Annotated in this window: 17 protein-coding genes and 1 other RNA gene; 8 read left to right on the top strand and 10 right to left on the bottom strand. The window is 69.7% G+C overall.

Annotation, left to right across the window (positions count from 1 at the left end; genetic code table 11):
• Nucleotides 1–4 precede the first annotated feature (4 nt).
• Nucleotides 5–1,003, bottom strand: coding sequence for an RluA family pseudouridine synthase (locus HNQ67_RS08570; protein WP_425486340.1), 999 nt, complete (start codon nucleotides 1,001–1,003; stop codon nucleotides 5–7).
• Between the two features lie 142 nt (nucleotides 1,004–1,145).
• Between HNQ67_RS08570 and HNQ67_RS08565 the strand changes: the two genes are divergently transcribed.
• Nucleotides 1,146–1,769 carry a DUF2799 domain-containing protein gene (locus tag HNQ67_RS08565; RefSeq protein ID WP_183254410.1) on the top strand — a complete coding sequence of 208 codons (624 nt, stop codon included), beginning with the start codon at nucleotides 1,146–1,148 and terminating at the stop codon, nucleotides 1,767–1,769.
• Between the two features lie 15 nt (nucleotides 1,770–1,784).
• Here the strand turns inward: HNQ67_RS08565 and HNQ67_RS08560 are convergent, their stop codons facing one another.
• The 7 genes from HNQ67_RS08560 to HNQ67_RS08530 all read right to left on the bottom strand — a co-directional run bounded on the left by HNQ67_RS08560 (nucleotide 1,785) and on the right by HNQ67_RS08530 (nucleotide 9,367).
• Complete coding sequence (locus HNQ67_RS08560) at nucleotides 1,785–2,810, bottom strand: class I fructose-bisphosphate aldolase (protein WP_183254408.1); 1,026 nt, start codon at nucleotides 2,808–2,810, stop codon at nucleotides 1,785–1,787.
• A 341-nt stretch (nucleotides 2,811–3,151) separates the two neighbouring features.
• Complete coding sequence (locus tag HNQ67_RS08555) at nucleotides 3,152–4,348, bottom strand: phosphoglycerate kinase (protein ID WP_183254406.1); 1,197 nt, start codon at nucleotides 4,346–4,348, stop codon at nucleotides 3,152–3,154.
• Nucleotides 4,345–4,668 carry a hypothetical protein gene (locus tag HNQ67_RS08550; protein WP_183254404.1) on the bottom strand — a complete coding sequence of 108 codons (324 nt, stop codon included), beginning with the start codon at nucleotides 4,666–4,668 and terminating at the stop codon, nucleotides 4,345–4,347. Before HNQ67_RS08550 ends, HNQ67_RS08555 begins: the two co-directional genes overlap by 4 nt.
• Nucleotides 4,668–5,675 (bottom strand): type I glyceraldehyde-3-phosphate dehydrogenase, encoded by a 1,008-nt coding sequence (gap, locus tag HNQ67_RS08545; RefSeq protein WP_183254402.1) that lies wholly within the window; start codon nucleotides 5,673–5,675, stop codon nucleotides 4,668–4,670. Before gap ends, HNQ67_RS08550 begins: the two co-directional genes overlap by 1 nt.
• Nucleotides 5,676–5,783: 108 nt before the next feature.
• On the bottom strand, nucleotides 5,784–7,100 hold the full coding sequence (locus HNQ67_RS08540) for a S41 family peptidase (RefSeq protein WP_183254401.1): 1,317 nt from the start codon (nucleotides 7,098–7,100) through the stop codon (nucleotides 5,784–5,786).
• Nucleotides 7,101–8,651 carry an ATP-binding protein gene (locus HNQ67_RS13820; protein ID WP_183254398.1) on the bottom strand — a complete coding sequence of 517 codons (1,551 nt, stop codon included), beginning with the start codon at nucleotides 8,649–8,651 and terminating at the stop codon, nucleotides 7,101–7,103.
• Nucleotides 8,648–9,367 carry a response regulator gene (locus HNQ67_RS08530; protein WP_183254397.1) on the bottom strand — a complete coding sequence of 240 codons (720 nt, stop codon included), beginning with the start codon at nucleotides 9,365–9,367 and terminating at the stop codon, nucleotides 8,648–8,650. The genes HNQ67_RS13820 and HNQ67_RS08530 overlap by 4 nt, the downstream gene beginning before the upstream one ends.
• Nucleotides 9,368–9,493: 126 nt before the next feature.
• On the opposite strand from HNQ67_RS08530, the gene HNQ67_RS08525 reads away from it, so the two are divergent.
• Together HNQ67_RS08525 and HNQ67_RS08520 are read left to right on the top strand one after the other, a co-directional pair.
• Entirely contained in the window at nucleotides 9,494–10,141 is a 648-nt protein-coding gene (locus HNQ67_RS08525) for an EF-hand domain-containing protein (protein WP_183254395.1), read from the top strand.
• Between the two features lie 59 nt (nucleotides 10,142–10,200).
• Entirely contained in the window at nucleotides 10,201–11,496 is a 1,296-nt protein-coding gene (locus tag HNQ67_RS08520; RefSeq protein WP_246347513.1) for a S41 family peptidase, read from the top strand.
• On the opposite strand, the gene purT is transcribed toward HNQ67_RS08520, so the two are convergent.
• Together purT and tkt are read right to left on the bottom strand one after the other, a co-directional pair.
• Nucleotides 11,493–12,710, bottom strand: coding sequence for a formate-dependent phosphoribosylglycinamide formyltransferase (purT, locus tag HNQ67_RS08515; RefSeq protein WP_183254393.1), 1,218 nt, complete (start codon nucleotides 12,708–12,710; stop codon nucleotides 11,493–11,495). The two genes, HNQ67_RS08520 and purT, sit on opposite strands and share 4 nt — an antisense overlap.
• A gap of 2 nt (nucleotides 12,711–12,712) precedes the next feature.
• Nucleotides 12,713–14,707, bottom strand: coding sequence for a transketolase (gene tkt / locus HNQ67_RS08510; RefSeq protein ID WP_183254391.1), 1,995 nt, complete (start codon nucleotides 14,705–14,707; stop codon nucleotides 12,713–12,715).
• A gap of 98 nt (nucleotides 14,708–14,805) precedes the next feature.
• Between tkt and HNQ67_RS08505 the strand changes: the two genes are divergently transcribed.
• The 5 genes from HNQ67_RS08505 (at nucleotide 14,806) to HNQ67_RS08485 (ending at nucleotide 17,127) form a co-directional block, all read left to right on the top strand.
• The gene (locus HNQ67_RS08505; RefSeq protein WP_183254390.1) at nucleotides 14,806–15,063 is read left to right on the top strand and encodes a hypothetical protein; all 258 of its coding nucleotides are present in this window, start codon (nucleotides 14,806–14,808) and stop codon (nucleotides 15,061–15,063) included.
• Complete coding sequence (locus HNQ67_RS08500; protein ID WP_183254388.1) at nucleotides 15,063–15,374, top strand: cell division protein ZapA; 312 nt, start codon at nucleotides 15,063–15,065, stop codon at nucleotides 15,372–15,374. The genes HNQ67_RS08505 and HNQ67_RS08500 overlap by 1 nt, the downstream gene beginning before the upstream one ends.
• A gap of 97 nt (nucleotides 15,375–15,471) precedes the next feature.
• Nucleotides 15,472–15,632, top strand: a non-coding RNA gene (gene ssrS / locus HNQ67_RS08495) — 6S RNA.
• 117 nt (nucleotides 15,633–15,749) lie between these two features.
• Nucleotides 15,750–16,295 (top strand): 5-formyltetrahydrofolate cyclo-ligase, encoded by a 546-nt coding sequence (locus HNQ67_RS08490; RefSeq protein ID WP_183254387.1) that lies wholly within the window; start codon nucleotides 15,750–15,752, stop codon nucleotides 16,293–16,295.
• A 10-nt stretch (nucleotides 16,296–16,305) separates the two neighbouring features.
• A complete protein-coding gene (locus tag HNQ67_RS08485; RefSeq protein ID WP_183254385.1) occupies nucleotides 16,306–17,127 on the top strand; it encodes a TIGR00282 family metallophosphoesterase in 822 nt (273 codons plus the stop codon).
• Nucleotides 17,128–17,160: the final 33 nt, after the last annotated feature.

Below are 17,160 nucleotides of genomic sequence, written 5' to 3'. Positions count from 1 at the left end.
CGGCTCACAGCGCTTCGAGCAACTGTTCCAGTTGGCGCATATCCGGCGGCGGTGCGGTCTCGAAACGCAGTGGTTCCCCGGTTAGCGGATGCACGAAACCCAGCACCGCGGCATGCAGCGCCTGGCGGGCCAGCGGGGCTTCGGCGATAGCGTCCCGAACCGCGGCGGCCGGACTGCCCGACCCGTAGACGGGATCGCCGAGGATCGGCGCGCCCTTCGATGCCAGATGCACGCGGATCTGGTGCGTTCGACCGGTGTGCAGGGTGCAGGCGACCCGGGCGGCCATCGGAGCGCCGCCGGCCTTGGCGGGACGCCCGAACACCCGCTCCACCCGATAGTCAGTGACGGCGTTGCGGCCGCCGCTGCGAAGCACCGCCATCTTCTTGCGGTCCGAGGACGAACGCCCGATCATCGTCTCGATCCGCCCCTTCCCCGGCGACGGCGCGCCGCGGGTCAAGGCCACATAGGTCCGCTCGATGTCGTGGGTGGCGAACAGGGCCGAGAGCCCGGAGTGGGCCCGATCCGACTTGGCCGCGACCATCACCCCGGACGTATCCTTGTCCAGCCGATGCACGATGCCTGGACGGGCCACGCCGCCGATCCCGGACAACGAGGCGCCGCAATGCGCCAGCAGGGCGTTGACCAGGGTCCCGCTCTCGCAGCCCGGCGCGGGATGGGCGGCCATGCCCGCGACCTTGTCCACGACGATCAGCTCGGCGTCCTCGAACAGCACCGTCAGAGGTATCGCCTCCGGCGCGGGGGTCGCCGACATTACCGGCGGCAGGATGATCGTATACAGGCCGGTCTGGGCCTTGGCCGATCCGCTGGCGACGACCTCGCCATCCCGGCTTACCGCGCCTTCGACCAGCAGCGCCTGCAGCCGAGCCCGGGACAGGCCCGGAAATATCTGCGTCAACGCCTTGTCCAGCCGAACTCCGCCGCCCTCGAGCCGCGCTTCCAGGATGGTGGCTTCGTCGTCTTCGATCAGGGGTTCGTCGGACACCGGGCGCTCCGCCGCCGGATCCGGCGGTGGTCGATCTAGCACGCGCAGTCCGCCCCCCGGCAAGGGCCCAAGCTTGGCTGTCATCCGGATTTCAGTCATGGTGAACGTAGGTGTCTGGGGAGGCAAGCCAATGAGACTATTGATGATCGCGGCCGCCGGCGGCGCCGCCCTCGCGCTCGGCAGCTGCGCCACCATGAGCGCCGAGCAGTGTCTGGCGGGTGACTGGTCCGGTCAGGGCTATGCCGACGGCCAACAAGGCCTGACCATGAGTCGGCTCGACGATCACGCCAAGGCTTGCGCCGAGCATGGCGTCTCGCCCGACGCGGCAGCCTACGCGTCGGGCCGCCGCCGGGGTCTCCTACGTTACTGCACGCCGGGCAGCGGCTTCGAGGTCGGACGTACTGGCTCCAGCTACGCCGGCGTCTGCCCATCCGGGCTGGAAGCGGACTTCATGTATGGCTACCGCGACGGTGAGATCGTGCATCATGTCGAGCAGGCGCTGGCCAGCGCCCGGAGCCGCGTCGACAGTCTGGGCGCCCGGCTGGAAGAGCTGGACGAGAAGATCATCGCCAAACAGGCCGAAGCCCGCGCCGACGGCCTGACCGAAGCCCAGCGCGAGGAAGTCCGCAAACGTATCGCGGAGATACGCCGCGAACGGGCTGACACCGAGCGCGATTGGCGCCGGGCCCAGGACGAGATCGATGACGCCGAGCGGGACGTCCGCGACGTCCGCTGGCGCTTCCGGGATCAGTACGGCAGCTGGTGAACCTGAGGCGGCCGATCAGGCCGCCTTCTTCTCCAGCTTCTTCTCCCACTGGCCCAGCGAGGCGAGGCCGTTCATGCGCGCGCGGTGGTGGAAGGCCGACTGGCAGGCGACAGCGTTCTCGGCCTTGCCGCCCCAGGCCCGCTGCGGCGCGGCCTGAAGCGCGCGGCCGTACGAGAAGGTCATCTTCCACGGGAAGCCGCCGATGCGGTTCATGGCGTCGAGGTGGGCCGTGGCCTGCTCGTCAGTCTGACCGCCCGACAGATAGGCGATGCCCGGGACCGACGACGGAACGGTGGCCTTCAGCGCCGCGATGGTGCGCTCGGCCACTTCCTGCACCGTAGCCTGACGGACGCTGCCCTTGCCGGAGATGACCATGTTCGGCTTGAGGATGATGCCTTCCAGCGCGACGCGCTGTTCGTACAACTCGGCGAACACGGTCTGCAGCACCTGACGCGTGACCTCGTCACAGCGCGCGATGTCGTGGCTGCCGTCCATCAGCACTTCCGGCTCGACGATCGGCACGATCTGCTCCTGCTGGCAGATGCGGGCGTAGCGGGCCAAGGCGTGGGCGTTGGTCTTGATCGCGCCCCAGGTCGGGATGCCGTCGGCGATGTCGATGACGCCGCGCCATTTGGCGAAGCGGGCGCCGCGCTCGTAGTGGGCTCGCAGACGCTTCGAGAGGCCGTCCAGACCCTTGGTCGCGGTCTCGCCCGGGAATCCGGCCATCTTGGTCGCGCCCTTGTCGACCTTGATGCCGGGGATCGAACCGGCAGCCTTGATGATGTCGACCAGCGGCGTGCCGTCCTTGGCGTCCTGGTACAGGGTTTCCTCGAACAGGATCACGCCCGAGATATGCTCGCGCATGGTCTGCTCCGAGCGGAACAGGCACTCGCGATAGTCGCGGCGGTTCTCCTCGGTGTTCTCGACGCCGATGGCGTCGAAGCGCTTCTTGATCGTCCCGGTGGACTCGTCGGCCGCCAGAATGCCCTTGCCGGGCGTGACCATCGCCTCAGCCACCGCGTTGAGCGCCGCCAGATCCATCGATTCCTCCTGATGCGTTGTGTTCGCGGGTGATCTAGCTCTGCCGGAGCCGGGAGTCACGCATTGTTACAGGGTTGTGTGGGTGCACGACCCATCGTGGCGACGTCGCGCAGATGGCGCCATGCTGCGCCGGTCTGGAGGTTTGCCATGCGGTTCGTGCTGATTGGAATTCTCGGCTGCCTTGTTTCGGCGTGTGCGACGCCCGTCCGTGTCGATTGGGCGGGGATGGGCCAAGGCGTCATGCAGAGCGTGTGCCGCAATTCAACTCGCTGCGATGTCCCGGCCTGCGATCGTGCATCGGCCGAACATACGCAGGTCGGCCAGCGGCGCAGGCTCCCTGATCAGACCGTAAGGGCCTCGACGCCGGGAAGAGGCTTGCCCTCCATCCACTCCAGGAAAGCGCCGCCGGCAGTGGACACGAAGGTCATGTCCTCGGCCACGCCCGCATGGTGCAGGGCCGCGACGGTGTCGCCGCCGCCGGCGACCGCGACGATGGCGCCCGTCTTTGCCAGCTGGCCCGCCGCCTGCGCCGCCTTGACCGTCGCCGCGTCGAAGGGCGGCACCTCGAACACGCCCAGCGGGCCGTTCCAGATCAGGGTGCGCGACAGGGCCATGGCCTTGACCAGCTTCTCGACGGTCAGCGGGCCGGCGTCGAGAATCTTCTCATCGTCGCCGATCTCCTCGCGGGCCAAAACGGTGCGGGTCTCCGCGCCCGGCTTGACCTCGGTCGCCACCACCACATCGATCGGCAGCAGGATTTCGCAGCCCTTCGCCTCGGCCTCGGCGAGGATTTCGCGGGCGGTGTCGGCCATGTCGCGCTCGGCCAGCGATCCGCCGATGTCGACGCCCTGGGCGAACAGGAAGGTGTTGGCCATGCCCCCGCCGATGGCCAGCCGGTCCAGCTTGCCGACCAGGTTCTTCAGCAGGTCCAGCTTGGTCGAGACCTTGGCTCCCCCGACGATGCCCAGCACCGGCTTGACCGGATTGCCAAGCGCCGCGTCCAGCGCCTCCAGCTCACGCCGCATCGACTCCCCGGCGTAGGCGGGCAACAGCCGCGCCAACCCCTCGGTCGAGGCGTGGGCCCGGTGCGCCGCCGAGAAGGCGTCGTTGACGTAGAGGTCGCCCAGTTCGGCCAGCTGTTTGGCGAAGGCCGGATCGTTCTTCTCCTCGCCGGCGTGGAAGCGGACGTTCTCCAGCAGCACCACCCCGCCCGCGTCGACGTCGGCGATCACCGCCCTGGCCTCGTCGCCGACGCAGTCGGCCGCGAACCGCACCGGCGCGCCCAGCAGGCGTTCCAGATCGTCGACCACGGGCTTCAGGCTCATCGACGGGATCCGCTGCCCCTTGGGCCTGTCGAAATGCGCCAGCAGCGCCACCTTGGCCCCGGCGTCGCGCAGCTTTTCGATGGTCGGAACGGCCGCCCGCAACCGGGTGTCCTCCGTCACCTTCCCGCCTTCCATCGGCACATTGAAGTCCACGCGGACCAGCGCGGTCTTGCCGGCGAGGGAAGGAGCGTCGTCGAGGGTGCGGAAGGTCATGTCATTGCTCGCCAGGATAGGCCGATAAGTGTCCCGGCGCCGAGAAACAGCGCCGAGAGGAAAAAATTGAACACCGGAACTCCGATGAACAGCATCAGGGCCACCTTCGCTCCGCCAACGGCGACGACCTGATGCCGCACCTCGCGCCGCCAATAGCCCTTGCCGATGACGGTCACCGCAGTGAACGCACAGGCTCCGCCGATCCAATCCCACACGGAGGCGTGATCGATACCGATGGCGAGGAGGACGGTCGCGATCGCTAGGGTGAGCGAAATTCGCGTCGCAGCTGCAGCGGAGAGAGAAGGTCTCTCCGCCTCCATCAGATGAACTTGCTCATCACCAGCGCCGTATCCGCCATCCGCGTCGCGAAGCCCCACTCGTTGTCGTACCAGCTCAGCACGCGGGCCAGCTTGCCGTCGACCACCTGGGTCTGGGGCAGGGCGGCGGTGGACGAGGCGGCGATGTGGTTCAGGTCGGACGACACCACCGGATCGGTCGTGGTGTGCAACACGCCCTTCATCGGTCCGTCGGCGGCGGCCTGCAGGGCGGCGTTGATCTCCTCGACGGTGACCTCCCGGCCCGCCACGACCTTCAGATCCACGACCGAGACGTTCGGGGTCGGGACGCGGATCGACGAGCCGTCCAGCTTGCCCTTCAGTTCCGGCAGCACCAGCCCCAGGGCCTTGGCGGCGCCGGTCGAGGTCGGGATCATCGACAGGCCGGCGGCGCGGCCGCGATACAGATCCTTGTGCATCGTATCCAGCGTCGGCTGGTCGCCGGTGTAGGCGTGAATGGTGGTCATGTAGCCGCGCTCGATGCCGAACAGGTCGTTCAGCACCTTGGCCACCGGGGCCAGGGCGTTGGTGGTGCAGCTGCCGTTCGACACGACGATGTCGTCGGCGGTCAGGGTCTCGTGGTTGACCTTGTAGACGATGGTCTTGTCGGCGTTGTCGCCGGGGGCCGAGATCAGCACCCGCTTGGCGCCGGCCTTCAGATGGGCCTCGGCCTTGTCCTTCGCTGTGAAGATGCCGGTGCACTCGAAGGCGATGTCGACGTTCAGATCCTTGTGCGGCAGGTTGGCCGGATCGCGCTCGGCGGTGACCTTGATCTTGCCCAGACCGACGTCGATCCAGTCCTCGCCGCTCTCGACCGTGCCGGGGAAGCGACCGTGGACCGAGTCGTACTTGAGCAGATGGGCGTTGGTGGCCACAGGACCCAGATCGTTGATCGCCACCACCTCGATGTCGCGACGGCCGTGCTCGACGATCGAGCGCAGGACGAGGCGGCCGATACGGCCGAAACCATTGATGGCGACGCGGACGGTCATGGGCGGGGCTCCTGAAGCGTGATGGGTGGTTGGCGCTTCAATGGAACCGGCGGCGCAGGGTTTCAACCCCGCGCCTGTAACAAGCCGTGATGAACTGTAACGCTTTGGTCAGCCGGTGCGGCGGGCGCGGCCTCCGGGTCCGTCAAGCCCGATGGAGTCAAAGGCGGTCACGCGTCCCGCCGCGTCGCGGCTGAATTGATAGCGGCGCGAGGGGTCGCCGACCACGGTGAACAGGTTCGGACCCAGCGGCGCCAGCACCACCGGCGGCCTCCGGCCGCGGGTGATCGTGAGTCGGCTGCCAGTCACCGCGACGGTCTGCTCGCCATAAACGCCGGCGTAGGCCGAGAGGTCAGCCGCCGCCCCGTCTGCTCGCAGCGCCTCCAGCGCCCAGACGGCGTCGGTGCGCCCGGGGTCGGCCGCGACGATCTGTTCCAGCGCCAATGCATGGGCCCGGTCCAGCGCCTCGCCCCACGGCGTGGCCACGTCCGGAATCACGCCGGTGCCCTCCCAGTTCGTGCCGGTGGCGGGATTGCGCGGCGATCCCATCGAGATGAACACCGAGAAGCCGCCGCCGACGGGGACCATGCCGCCCGGATTGGCCGCCCCGGCCGTCGGCTCGCCGACGATCGTCGCCCGCCCGGCGCCCTGCAGGGTGTAGGGGAAGGCCTCTCCCGCCGAGCCGGTCCGGCCACTGGTCAGCACATAGACCGGCGTCTGAAGGCGCGGATCGGGATAGAACACCGCCGGCGCCTCGCTCTCGGTGCCCTCGCGGCTGTGGAAGATATTGTAGATCGGCGCGTTCGCCGGGGTGAAGGCGCTGGTCAGATAGCCGACCATCGACGGCGCTCCGCCGCCATTGTGGCGCAAATCGAAGATCACCGCGTCCGCGCCGCTGACAAACTTCAACGCCGCATCCGCCGCCGTACGGGCCGGGTCGACCGGATTGGCGAAGTCGATATCGTGGAACTGGCGCAGGTCGATGTAGCCGACATTGCCGGGCAGAATCTCGGCCCTGCGGAAGCCGTAGTGCGTCCGCGCCTCCATCGGATCGACCGGGCGTTGCGGCGGAGCCGCCCCCTCCGGCGGTCGACGCCGCACCGGGGCGACCGGCGCGTCCGGATCGTAGACGACGTTGAAATGAGCGTCCGCCGGCCTCAGCCGCGTGCGCAGTTCGGCGGCCAGGTCGCGTCTGTCGGTCAGGCCGTCGAACGCCCCCGAGGCGGCGGCGGCCTCAAGCTCGGCCGCGATGCGCTCTGCGGCGGCTGGATCGAAATACAGCGCCCGGATTCGCTCGGCGATGGCACCGGCGGTCTGGCGGGGCGTCGGTTGTTCCGCCTGGGCCACTCCCATCATGGGCGCGGGCGACGGCAGTGCGAAAACCGGGCCGGCGGCCAGCAGGGCGGCCGCGATCAGTACGATACGCATTCAGGATGTCTCCTTCCAACTCGAGTCCAGAAGCAGGCTCAGGCGCGCGGTCAGTCCGCCGCCGGGCCGGTTGATCAGTGTCACCTCGCCGCCCGCCGCTCGCGCCGCCTGCCGGGCCACGGTCAGGCCCAGGCCGGCGCCGCCGGTCTCGCGATTCCGCGACCTCTCGCCGCGATGGAAGGGCTCGAACACCGCCTCCAGCTCGCTCTCGTCGAGGCCCGGTCCGTCATCCTCGACCAAGACCACGGCGGCGCCGGCTTCGGCGATGGCCCGCACCCTCGCGCCGCCGCCGTACTGGACCGCATTGGCGATCAGATTGCCCAGCGCCCGTCGCAGCGCCGTCGGATCGGCATGGACGGGCAGGGAGGCCTCGCCGTCGAACGCCACGGCCCCGCCCGTCTCGGCGAAACCGGAGGCGCAATCCGCCGCCAGCCGGCCGAGGTCGAAACGCTCGCGCTGTTCCGTCGCCGTCTCCCCGCGCACGAAGGCCATGGCCTGGGCGATCAGGGCGTCCATTTCCTCGATGTCCGCCGCCATCCGGTCGCGGACCGCGTCGGGCGCCTGCTCGGCCCGGAAACGCAGGCGGGTCAGGGGCGTGCGCAGGTCGTGGGCGATGGCCGCCACCGTCTGGGTCCGCTGCCGCATATGCCGACGCAGCGAGCCCTGCATGTCGTTGAAGGCGTGAATGGCGGTGCGCACCTCGCTGGGGCCCGAGGCCGCCATCGGGGCCGCTTCCGGATTGGCTCCCAGCCTTTCGGCGGCCTCGGCGAAGACCCGGATCGGACGCGTCAGTCGCCGGGCCATCCACCACACGACCGGGGCCAGCAGCAGCATCGACAGCACCAGGGCCAGCAGCATCTGGCGCTGCCAGGGCGACAATAGCCCGCGCGGGGGCTCGACCGTCGCCCATCGGCCGTCGTCCAGCCGCAGCGAGGCCGAAAACGGAGCGAAAGTCAGTCGTTCGGTCAGCACGGTGAATCGCCGGGTCTTGGAATCGATCACGATCGGCCCGGCGTGCCGCGCGTGGATTTCAGACTCAAATCGCACCACGTCCTCCGGCGCGGGCGGCGCGGGCGGCGCGGGCGGGGCGAGGGGCGGGGGGGGAGCTGGAACTCCGGTCTCGTGCCCGCGGCGTGTGAACACGAAGCTGGACGTCTCGCCGCTCTTCTCGGCGGAATGCGTCCGCATCCTCCACGCCAGGGGTGCGCGGCGCCGTTGCGGCCTCTCAATGGCCACCGCAACCCGTTCGAGCGGAACGTCGAGGCTCCGCGCCAGTCCCGATCGAATCGCCAGGGTCAACGGGTCGAGGGGTGTGGGCGCCACGGCGACCACGGGCTCCCCTGACAACCTGCGCCGCAGGGCCCGCCCGTCGGCGGTTTCGGCCGCTTCGCCCTTCAGCGCCCGCGCCGCCGCCTCGATGCTGAAGCCTGCGGGCTGCGGCTCCGGCGACAACGCGAGCACGCCGAAGGCGACTGCGTGCGACAGGACGATGGCGAAGGCCGCCAGCGCCGCGACCTGGATCATCACCGGCAGGGCTGAGGGGCGTCTCACGGGACGCCCCGGTTCCGCTCGACCTTGACGTCGAACATATAGCCCTCGCCGCGCAGGGTCTGGATCATCTCAAGGCCGGATCCGTCGTCCAGCTTCTTGCGCAGTCGGCTGATCTGAACGTCCATGGCCCGGTCGAAGACGTCAGTGTCCGCGCCCCGGGCCCGTTCCAGCAGCTGGTCGCGCGTCATCAACCGGCCGGGGCGCTCGGCGAACGCCCGAAGCAAGGCGAACTCTCCCGCCGACAGGCCGACCTGGCGGCCGTCGGGCCGGGTCAGTTCGCGCCTCAGAAGGTCCAGGCGCCAACCGGCGAAGGCCAGGCAGGGGGCGTCTGACGCCGCCGCCTCTCGCGGACGCCGCAGCACGGCGCGCACCCGCGCCAGCAGTTCCCGGGGGTTGCATGGCTTGGCCAGGTAATCGTCAGCGCCCAGCTCCAGGCCGATGATCCGGTCGGTGTCCTCGCCCATGGCTGACAGCATGACGATGGGCGGTCCCTTGCCGGCCATGCGCCGGCAGACCGACAGCCCGTCCTCGCCGGGCATCATTACGTCCAGCACGATCAGGTCGGGCGTCTTTCGCGCGATGGCGCGATCCATCTCCGCCGCCGTCGCCGCGCCCTCGGCCGCGTAGCCGTGCTGGGTCAGGTAGTCGGTCAGGACCTCACGGATGCCGGGGTCGTCATCGACGACAAGGATACGGGCGGCGGCTTCGGCTTGCATGGGGCCATTCTGACGGCGGCGGGTCGCGCCGTCATTTCAGCGTTGAAACATTTGATCCGCGGTCTGCAACACGCACGCAAGGTCGACGTGGTGTAACAGGGAAACCTGAACTGGAAGGATTCAGACATGCTGACCCTCATCGCCCTGTCTACCCTGCTCACCCAGACTCCGCCGGCGCCGCCGTCTCCGCCCGGGATCCACGGGCGGGTGATCATGATGGGGCCGGGCGGACCCGCTTCGCTCGACAAGGACGGCGACGGGCAGGTTTCCCGCGCCGAGTTCACAGCCCCGATGAACGACCATTTCGCGCGCCTGGACGCCAACGGCGACGGGCGCCTCTCGGAAGAGGAGCTCTCGGGCGGAGAGGGACCGGGTGCCCACCATTGGGTCCATCGCAGCGATGGCGACGGAGAGGCGCGTACGATGGTCTTCACCCGGGGCTCGGGCGAGGCCGGCCCGCGCATCGAGCGTGAAGTCATCATTCGCGGTCCCGGCGGCGCCGGCGGCCCGCACATGATGCGCAGCCCCGGTCATGACGCGACCGGGAACGAGCTGCGCTTCGAATTTCACCACGACGGAGGCCCCGGCGGTCATGGCGAGATGGACAAGGACGGCGACGGCCGGATCAGCGAGGCCGAATTTATCGCTCCGCTCCGCGACGCGTTCGCCCGCATGGACGCCGACCGCTCGGGCTACATTGAGGCCGGCGAGCGCGGCAGCGAGGGCGATGTCCGGGTCTTCACCCATCGCATCGAGACGCGCGGGGAAGATTGACCGGCTTCGGCGTTTTCGTGATTTGAGGGATCGGGGTTCGTCGGCCTAACGTGAACCCGATGATGCTTCGCCGCTTCCTTCTCCGACTGACCGGATCAGCCGCGATCGGCCTTGCGCTGATCGCGGCGCCGGCGTGGGCGGGCGACCCCGCCGCCCGCCCGGTCTCGGCGGTCGCCGCCGCTTCTGACGCAACGGCCCCGGCCGCCCCGTCCCGCGAGCGGGTGCGGATGAACCAGCGCGTCTTCGACCGCGTCTGGAACGAGGTGCGCGGCCAGTATTACGATCCGGGCCTCCACGGGGTCGACTGGAACGCCGCCCGGCGCACCTACCGGCCCCTGGCCGTCGCCGCTCCGGACGACCGGGCGCTGTATCGCGTCCTCGGCGACATGCTGGCCCTGCTGGACGACGGCCACGCCGGCGCCTCGGCCCCGGCGGTCGCCCGACGCCTCGACTCGGCCCGCGGTCCGCGCCCCGTCATCGGCGTGACCCTCCGTCCCGATCCCGCCGCGCCGGGCGTCTATTTCGTCGAACGGGTCCGCGAGGGGTCCGCGGCGGAGGCGGCGGGCGTCGCCGTCGGCTGGCGGCTCGACACCACCCCGCCGGGCGCCTGGTTCCCCGAACGCGACGTGGTCGACGGTCAGGTCATGACGTTGACCTTCGTCGATCCGGACGGCGCCCATCGCGCGGTGACCCTCACGCCGCGCATCATGGCGCCGCGTCCGCCTTTCGCCGCCGACCTGTCCCGCCCCGGCGTGGCGGTGCTGCGCATCGACGCCTTCGACGCCGGGCTTGGCGACTGGGTCGGTCGCCAGCTGGCGGTCCTGCCACCCGATACGGACATCGTCCTCGACCTGCGCGGCAATCCGGGCGGGCGGTTGCTCGAGGCCGATGCGGTGCTGAGCTGTTTCCTGCCGCGTGACCTCGCCTGGGCCACCCGGACCACCCGCTCGGGCCGCGCCATCGTGCTCAAGACGGCCGGCGGCTGCGGCGATCTCGATGCGCCGGCGTCCAACGACGTGGCCGTCCTCGTCGACGGCAACAGCCGCAGCGCTGCGGAACTGACCCCCGCCGCCCTGCAGGAGGCCCGCCGCGCCGTCGTCGTCGGCGAGCAGACCGCCGGCGCCGTATTGATTTCGCAGGACACCCACCTGCCCGACGGCGGCCGGCTCCGCCTCAGCCGCTCCAACTTCGTCACCGCCGCCGGCGTCCGGCTCGAGAAGCGCGGCGTCACACCGGACCTGACGCCGCCCGCTCCAGAGGGCGAGGCAGCCGGGCAGGATCCGGCGCTGGATCTCGCCATCGCCGCCCTCGCGGGCGCCCGACAGGCCCGGGCCGGGGCCGCGCCGGCTCTCTAGGCCGCCGTCGGCCTGACCCTGGAAGCGGCGTCGCGGGCTCGTTCCCGGGCCTCGTCGACCGTGGCGCCCCGCGCCGTGGCCACGCCCATCCGGCGGCGTTCATAGCTCTCCGGCTTGCCGAACAGGCGCAGGTCCGCGGTCGGCACAGCCAGCGCCTCGGCCACGCCCTCGAAGGCGATCCCCGTCGCTTCAATGCCGCCGTAGATCACCGCGCTGGCTCCGACGTCCCGTTGGCTCACATCCACCGGCAGACCGAGTATGGCGCGGGCGTGCAGGGCGAACTCGCTCATGGTCTGGGTGGCGAGGGTGACCAGTCCGGTGTCGTGCGGCCGCGGCGACACCTCGGAGAACCACACCTCGTCGCCCTTCACGAACAGTTCTACGCCGAACACGCCGAGGCCGCCCAAGGCGTCCGTGACCTTGCCGGCGATGGTCTGCGCCGCCGCCAGCGCCTTGGGCGTCATCGCCTGCGGCTGCCAGCTCTCGACATAGTCGCCCTTCACCTGACGGTGCCCGATCGGCGCGCAGAAGTCCGTGCGCACGGCGTCGTCGTCACCCCGGACCTGATCCGGGACCCGCATCGACCGCACGGTCAGCAGGGTGATCTCGAAGTCGAAGTCGATCCGCCCCTCGACGATGACCCGCGCCGTCTCGACCCGTCCGCCCGACTGCGCATAAGCCCAGGCTTCGTCAGCGTCCTCGATCGCCTCGATCATCGACTGGCCCTTGCCCGAGGACGACATCACCGGCTTGACGAACACCGGCAGGCCGATCCGATGCGCCGCCTCCGCCAGCTCCGCCGCGCTTTCGACGAAGGCGTAGGGCGAAGTCGGCAGGCCAAGTTCCTCCGCCGCCAGCCGTCGGATGCCCTCGCGGTTCATGGTCAGCTGCGTCGCCCGCGCCGTCGGAATGACCGTGGCCAGGCCCGCCGCCTCGATGGCAACCAGCACCTCGGTGGCGATGGCCTCGATCTCCGGCACGATGATATGCGGCGCCTCGGCCATGATGACCCCGTTCAGCACCTGCGGATCGGTCATCGGGATCACATGGCTGCGATGCGCCACCTGCATGGCGGGGGCGTTCGGATAGCGATCGACCGCGATCACCTCCACGCCCAGCCGCTGCAATTCGATCGCCACCTCCTTGCCCAGCTCGCCCGCGCCGAGCAGCATGACGCGGACGGCGGTGTCGGACAGGGGAGTGCCGATGCGCATGGTCAGAGCCGCGCCTTCACTGCCGCGACCACCGCCTCGGTGGTGATGCCGAACTTCTCGTACAGCACCTCCGCCGGGGCCGAGGCGCCGAAGCCGGTCATGCCGACAAAGCCGCCGTCCTCGCCGATGAACCGCTCCCAGCCCTGCTGGATGGCGGCCTCGACGGCGACGCGGACGGTGCCGCGGCCGATGACGTCGTCCTGATAGGCCTTCGGCTGCTGGAAGAAGAGCTCGAAGCACGGAACCGACACCACCCGCGTCGGCGTGCCCCCGGCCTCCAGCGCATCGGCGGCGGCCAGCGCCAACGGAACCTCGGTGCCGGTGGCGAACAGGGTAACCTTCGCCTCGCCATTGGCCGCGCGCAGCTCATAGGCGCCCTTGGCCGACAGGTTCTCCGTCGCCGCCACGGTCCGCACCGCCGCCGTCTTCTGCCGTGACAGGGCCAGGGCCGACGGCGTGGTCTTGTGCTCCAGCGCCAGTCTCCAGCATTCCATCGCCTCGACGGTGTCGGCCGGGCGGAACACCAGCAGGTTCGGGATGGCCCGCAGCGCCGCCAGGTGCTCGACCGGCTGGTGCGTCGGCCCGTCCTCGCCCAGACCGATCGAGTCGTGGGTCAGCACATGGATCGCCCGCACGCCCATCAGGGCGCCGAGCCGGATCGCCGGCCGGCTGTAGTCCGAGAACACCATGAAGGTGCCGCCGTAGGGTATGACCCCGCCGTGCAGCGCCATACCGTTCATCGCCGCGGCCATGCCGAACTCACGGATGCCCCAGTTGACGTAGCGCCCCTCATAGGTCGGCGCGTCGAGAATCGGCGTCCCCTTGACGAAGGTGTTGTTGGACCCGGTCAGGTCGGCCGAGCCGCCGATCAGCTCCGGCACGGCGGCGAACAGTTCGTCCAGCGCGGCGCCCGACGACTGGCGCGTGGCCTGGGCCGGCTTTGTCTCGACCAGCTCGGCGATCTTCGCGTCCAGCGCCGAGAAGGCCCCCTCCGGCAGGTCGCCCTTCATCGCCCGGGTGAAGTCCGCCGCCTGCGACGAGGCCGCCAGCCGCGCCTCCCACGCCTTGCGTTCCTTCGCGCCCCGGCGTCCGACCTTCTTCCACGCCTTCTCGATGTTTTCCGGCAGTTCGAACGGCTCGTGCGTCCAGGCCAGACCCAGCCGCGTCGCCGCCACCTCGGCCGCGCCCAGCGCGGCGCCGTGCGTCTTGTGGCTGCCTTCCATGGTCGCCGCGCCGCGCCCGATCTTGGTCCGGCAGGCGATCAGCGTCGGCTTGTCCTGTCGCGTGGCCCACTTCAGGGCGGCGCGGATCTGCGCCTCGTTGTGGCCGTCGATCGACTTGACCGCCCAGCCGGCCGACTTGAAGCGGCCCTTCTGGTCGGTGGCGTCGGACAGCGACACCTGGCCGTCGATGGTGATCTCGTTGTCGTCCCACAGCACGGTCAGCTTGTTCAGCCGGTAGCGGCCCGCGAGCGTGATCGCCTCCTGCGAAACGCCTTCCATCAGGCAGCCGTCGCCGGCGATGACCCAGGTGCGGTGGTCGACCAGGTCGTCGCCGTATTTCGCCGCCAGATGCCGCTCGGCCATGGCGAAACCGACGCTGTTGGCCAGACCCTGTCCGAGCGGACCGGTGGTCGTCTCCACGCCCGGCATATGGCCGAACTCGGGGTGGCCCGCAGTCTTCGATCCCCACTGGCGGAAGTTGGACAGCTCGTCCTTCGTCGCCGCCCTGTAGCCGGTCAGGTGCAGCAGGGCGTAGATCAGCATCGACCCATGGCCGGCCGACAGGATGAAGCGGTCGCGGTCGGCCCAGTCGGGGCGGCTGGCGTCGAACTTCATGAAGCGCGAGAACAGCACCGTCGCCACGTCGGCCATGCCCATCGGCATGCCGGGGTGGCCGCTCTTCGCCTTCTCCACGCCGTCCATGGCGAGCACGCGGATGGCGTCCGCCATCTGCTTGGTCGAGGGCTTTTCGGATACGGTTCTGGCGTCGGTCACGGCGGGGACCTTTCGTCGGGAGGCGGAAAAAGGGAGGCGCGCCGCTTTACCCCGACGCGTCGGCGGGTTCTATACGGATTCTGGAGGAATTGACCTGCATGGACGCTGCATCGGCCGCCAAGGACCGGGTGGATCGCGCTCTGGCGCTGCTGGAACGCCGCCTGCTCGATCTCAAGAGTCGCGCCGCCGGACCGGGCCGCGCGCCGGATGACGACCTGTTTGCGCCTCAACCCTCGAGCGAAACCGACCGCGCCCGCATCCACGAACTGGAAGCGGCCGGCCGCGACGCCGCCCAGGCCCTGACCCGCGCCGCCGACGCCATCCGCGACTCTCTCAGCGACACGGAGACGCGCTGATGGCGACGGTCACCGTCGAGATCAACGGCCGCCCCTATGCGGTGGGCTGCGCCGACGGTCAGGAAGAGCGCGTCCGCATCCTCGCCAAACAGTTCGACGGCCATGTCCGCCAGGTGGCGGGCGAGGTCGGCCATGTCGGCGACATCCGCCTGTTCCTGATGGCCGGCCTGCTGCTGGCCGACGAACTGCACGAGGCGCGAATGGCCACGCCCGGCGCCGAACTCTCCGCCGCCTCCGGCGCGACCGACGGCGTGGCCGAGGCCCTGAACGCCGTCGCCGCCCGCCTCGAAAAGATCGCCCAGGGACTCTGACGCTCCCCCTCCCGGCGTGCCGGGGAGGGGGAGCGCAATGCGGTCGAGGGCCGCCATTGTTCCGCCCCCATGGAAAGACTATCTTTCTCTCCGGCGGGTCTTGCTGCGGCCCTCGTCGAAGGCAACATTTCCTCGCGACCTTAATTCACTCGAAGGGATCTGTCCCTGTCTGGGCTCGAGGGCCCGGGCACACGGAGCCCACCTGGCTACCCAGGTCGAGAGGATTTAAACGCCCTTCACGGTTCTCGCGGCGCCGCCACCCTTCTCCCTTTCTGTGCGCTATCGCTCGCTGCTTGAGCGCTTTCCTCCCCCTCTGGGGGAGGGGGACCATCCGAAGGATGGTGGGGGGGGCCTCCGATGCGCTACCTCTCCCCCATGACCGACAAACGGGAACTCCGGGCGAGGATGCGGGGGGCGCGCAAGCGGCTGGCCGTCGAGAATCCCGACGCGGCGGTCAGGGCCGCCAATCATGCCGACGACCTGCCCGGCGTCGTCGTTCATGCCCTGTATCGACCGATCGGTTCGGAACTTGATCCGACGCCGCTGGCCAGGCGGCTCGCCTATGAGGGCTATGACCTCTGCCTTCCGGTCGTGGTCGAACTGAACGCGCCGATGATCTTCCGGCGCTGGCTGCTGGATCAGCCGTTGGAGCCCGACCTCGTCGGCGTTCCCGCGCCGCCGCCGCTGGCCGAGATCGTCACGCCGGAACTGATCCTGACACCGCTCCTCGCCTTCGACGGCGCCGGAGGGCGGCTGGGGCAGGGCGGCGGCTACTACGACCGGACCTTCGTGGCGCTGCCGGACGCCCACCGCATCGGCTTCGCCTACGCCGGCCAGGAAGTCGAACACCTGCCCCTCGAACCCCACGACATCCGCCTGCATGGCGTTCTGACCGAGACGGGCTATAGAGCCGTCCCATGAGGCAGACCCAATGAGACTGGCGTTCTTCGGCGACGTGGTCGGCAAGTCCGGCCGCGACGGCCTGTCCGACCACCTGCCCGCGCTGAGGCGCGATCTGAAGCTCGATTTCGTGGTCATCAACGCCGAGAACGCCGCCGGCGGTTTCGGCATCACCGAGAACACCGCCCGCGAGCTGTTCATGGCCGGGGCCGACTGCCTGACGCTGGGCAACCACAGCTGGGATCAGCGCGAGGCCCTGACCTATATCGTCCGCGAGCCGCGCCTGATCCGGCCCCTGAACTATCCTCGCCTGATGGATGCTCCCGGCGCCGGAGCCAATCTGTTCGAGACCCATTCCGGCAAGACCGTGCTGGTCATGAACGTGCTCGGCCGCATCCATATGGACCCGATGGACGACCCGTTCAGCGCGGTGGAGAAGGAACTTGCGGCCTGTCCGCTCGGCGCCGTCGCCGACGCCATCATCGTCGACGTCCACGCCGAGGCCACCTCCGAGAAGATGGCCATGGGCCATTTCTGCGACGGCCGCGCCAGCCTGGTGGTCGGCACCCACACCCACGTCCCGACCGCCGACTGCCAGATCCTTCCGGCCGGCACCGCCTACCAGACCGACGCCGGCGGCTGCTGCGACTACGACAGCGTCATCGGCAACGAGAAGGAAGAGCCCCTGCGGCGCTTCACCACCCGCCTCTCCGGCGGCCGCTACAGCCCCGCCCACGGCCCGGCCACCATCTGCGGCGTCTATGTCGAGACCGACGACCGGACCGGACTGGCCACGCGGGTCGAGCCGATCCGGGTCGGCGGGCGGTTGAGCCAGGCGGTGCCGACGGTTTGAATCTGTCGCAGAGTTAATCGCCGGGCCTGCATC

It is taken from the genome of Brevundimonas basaltis (genome assembly GCF_014202075.1).
GTDB lineage: Bacteria > Pseudomonadota > Alphaproteobacteria > Caulobacterales > Caulobacteraceae > Brevundimonas > Brevundimonas basaltis.
Note: the sequence above shows the minus strand (reverse complement) of the source record. Positions and strands in the feature narration are given on the sequence as shown.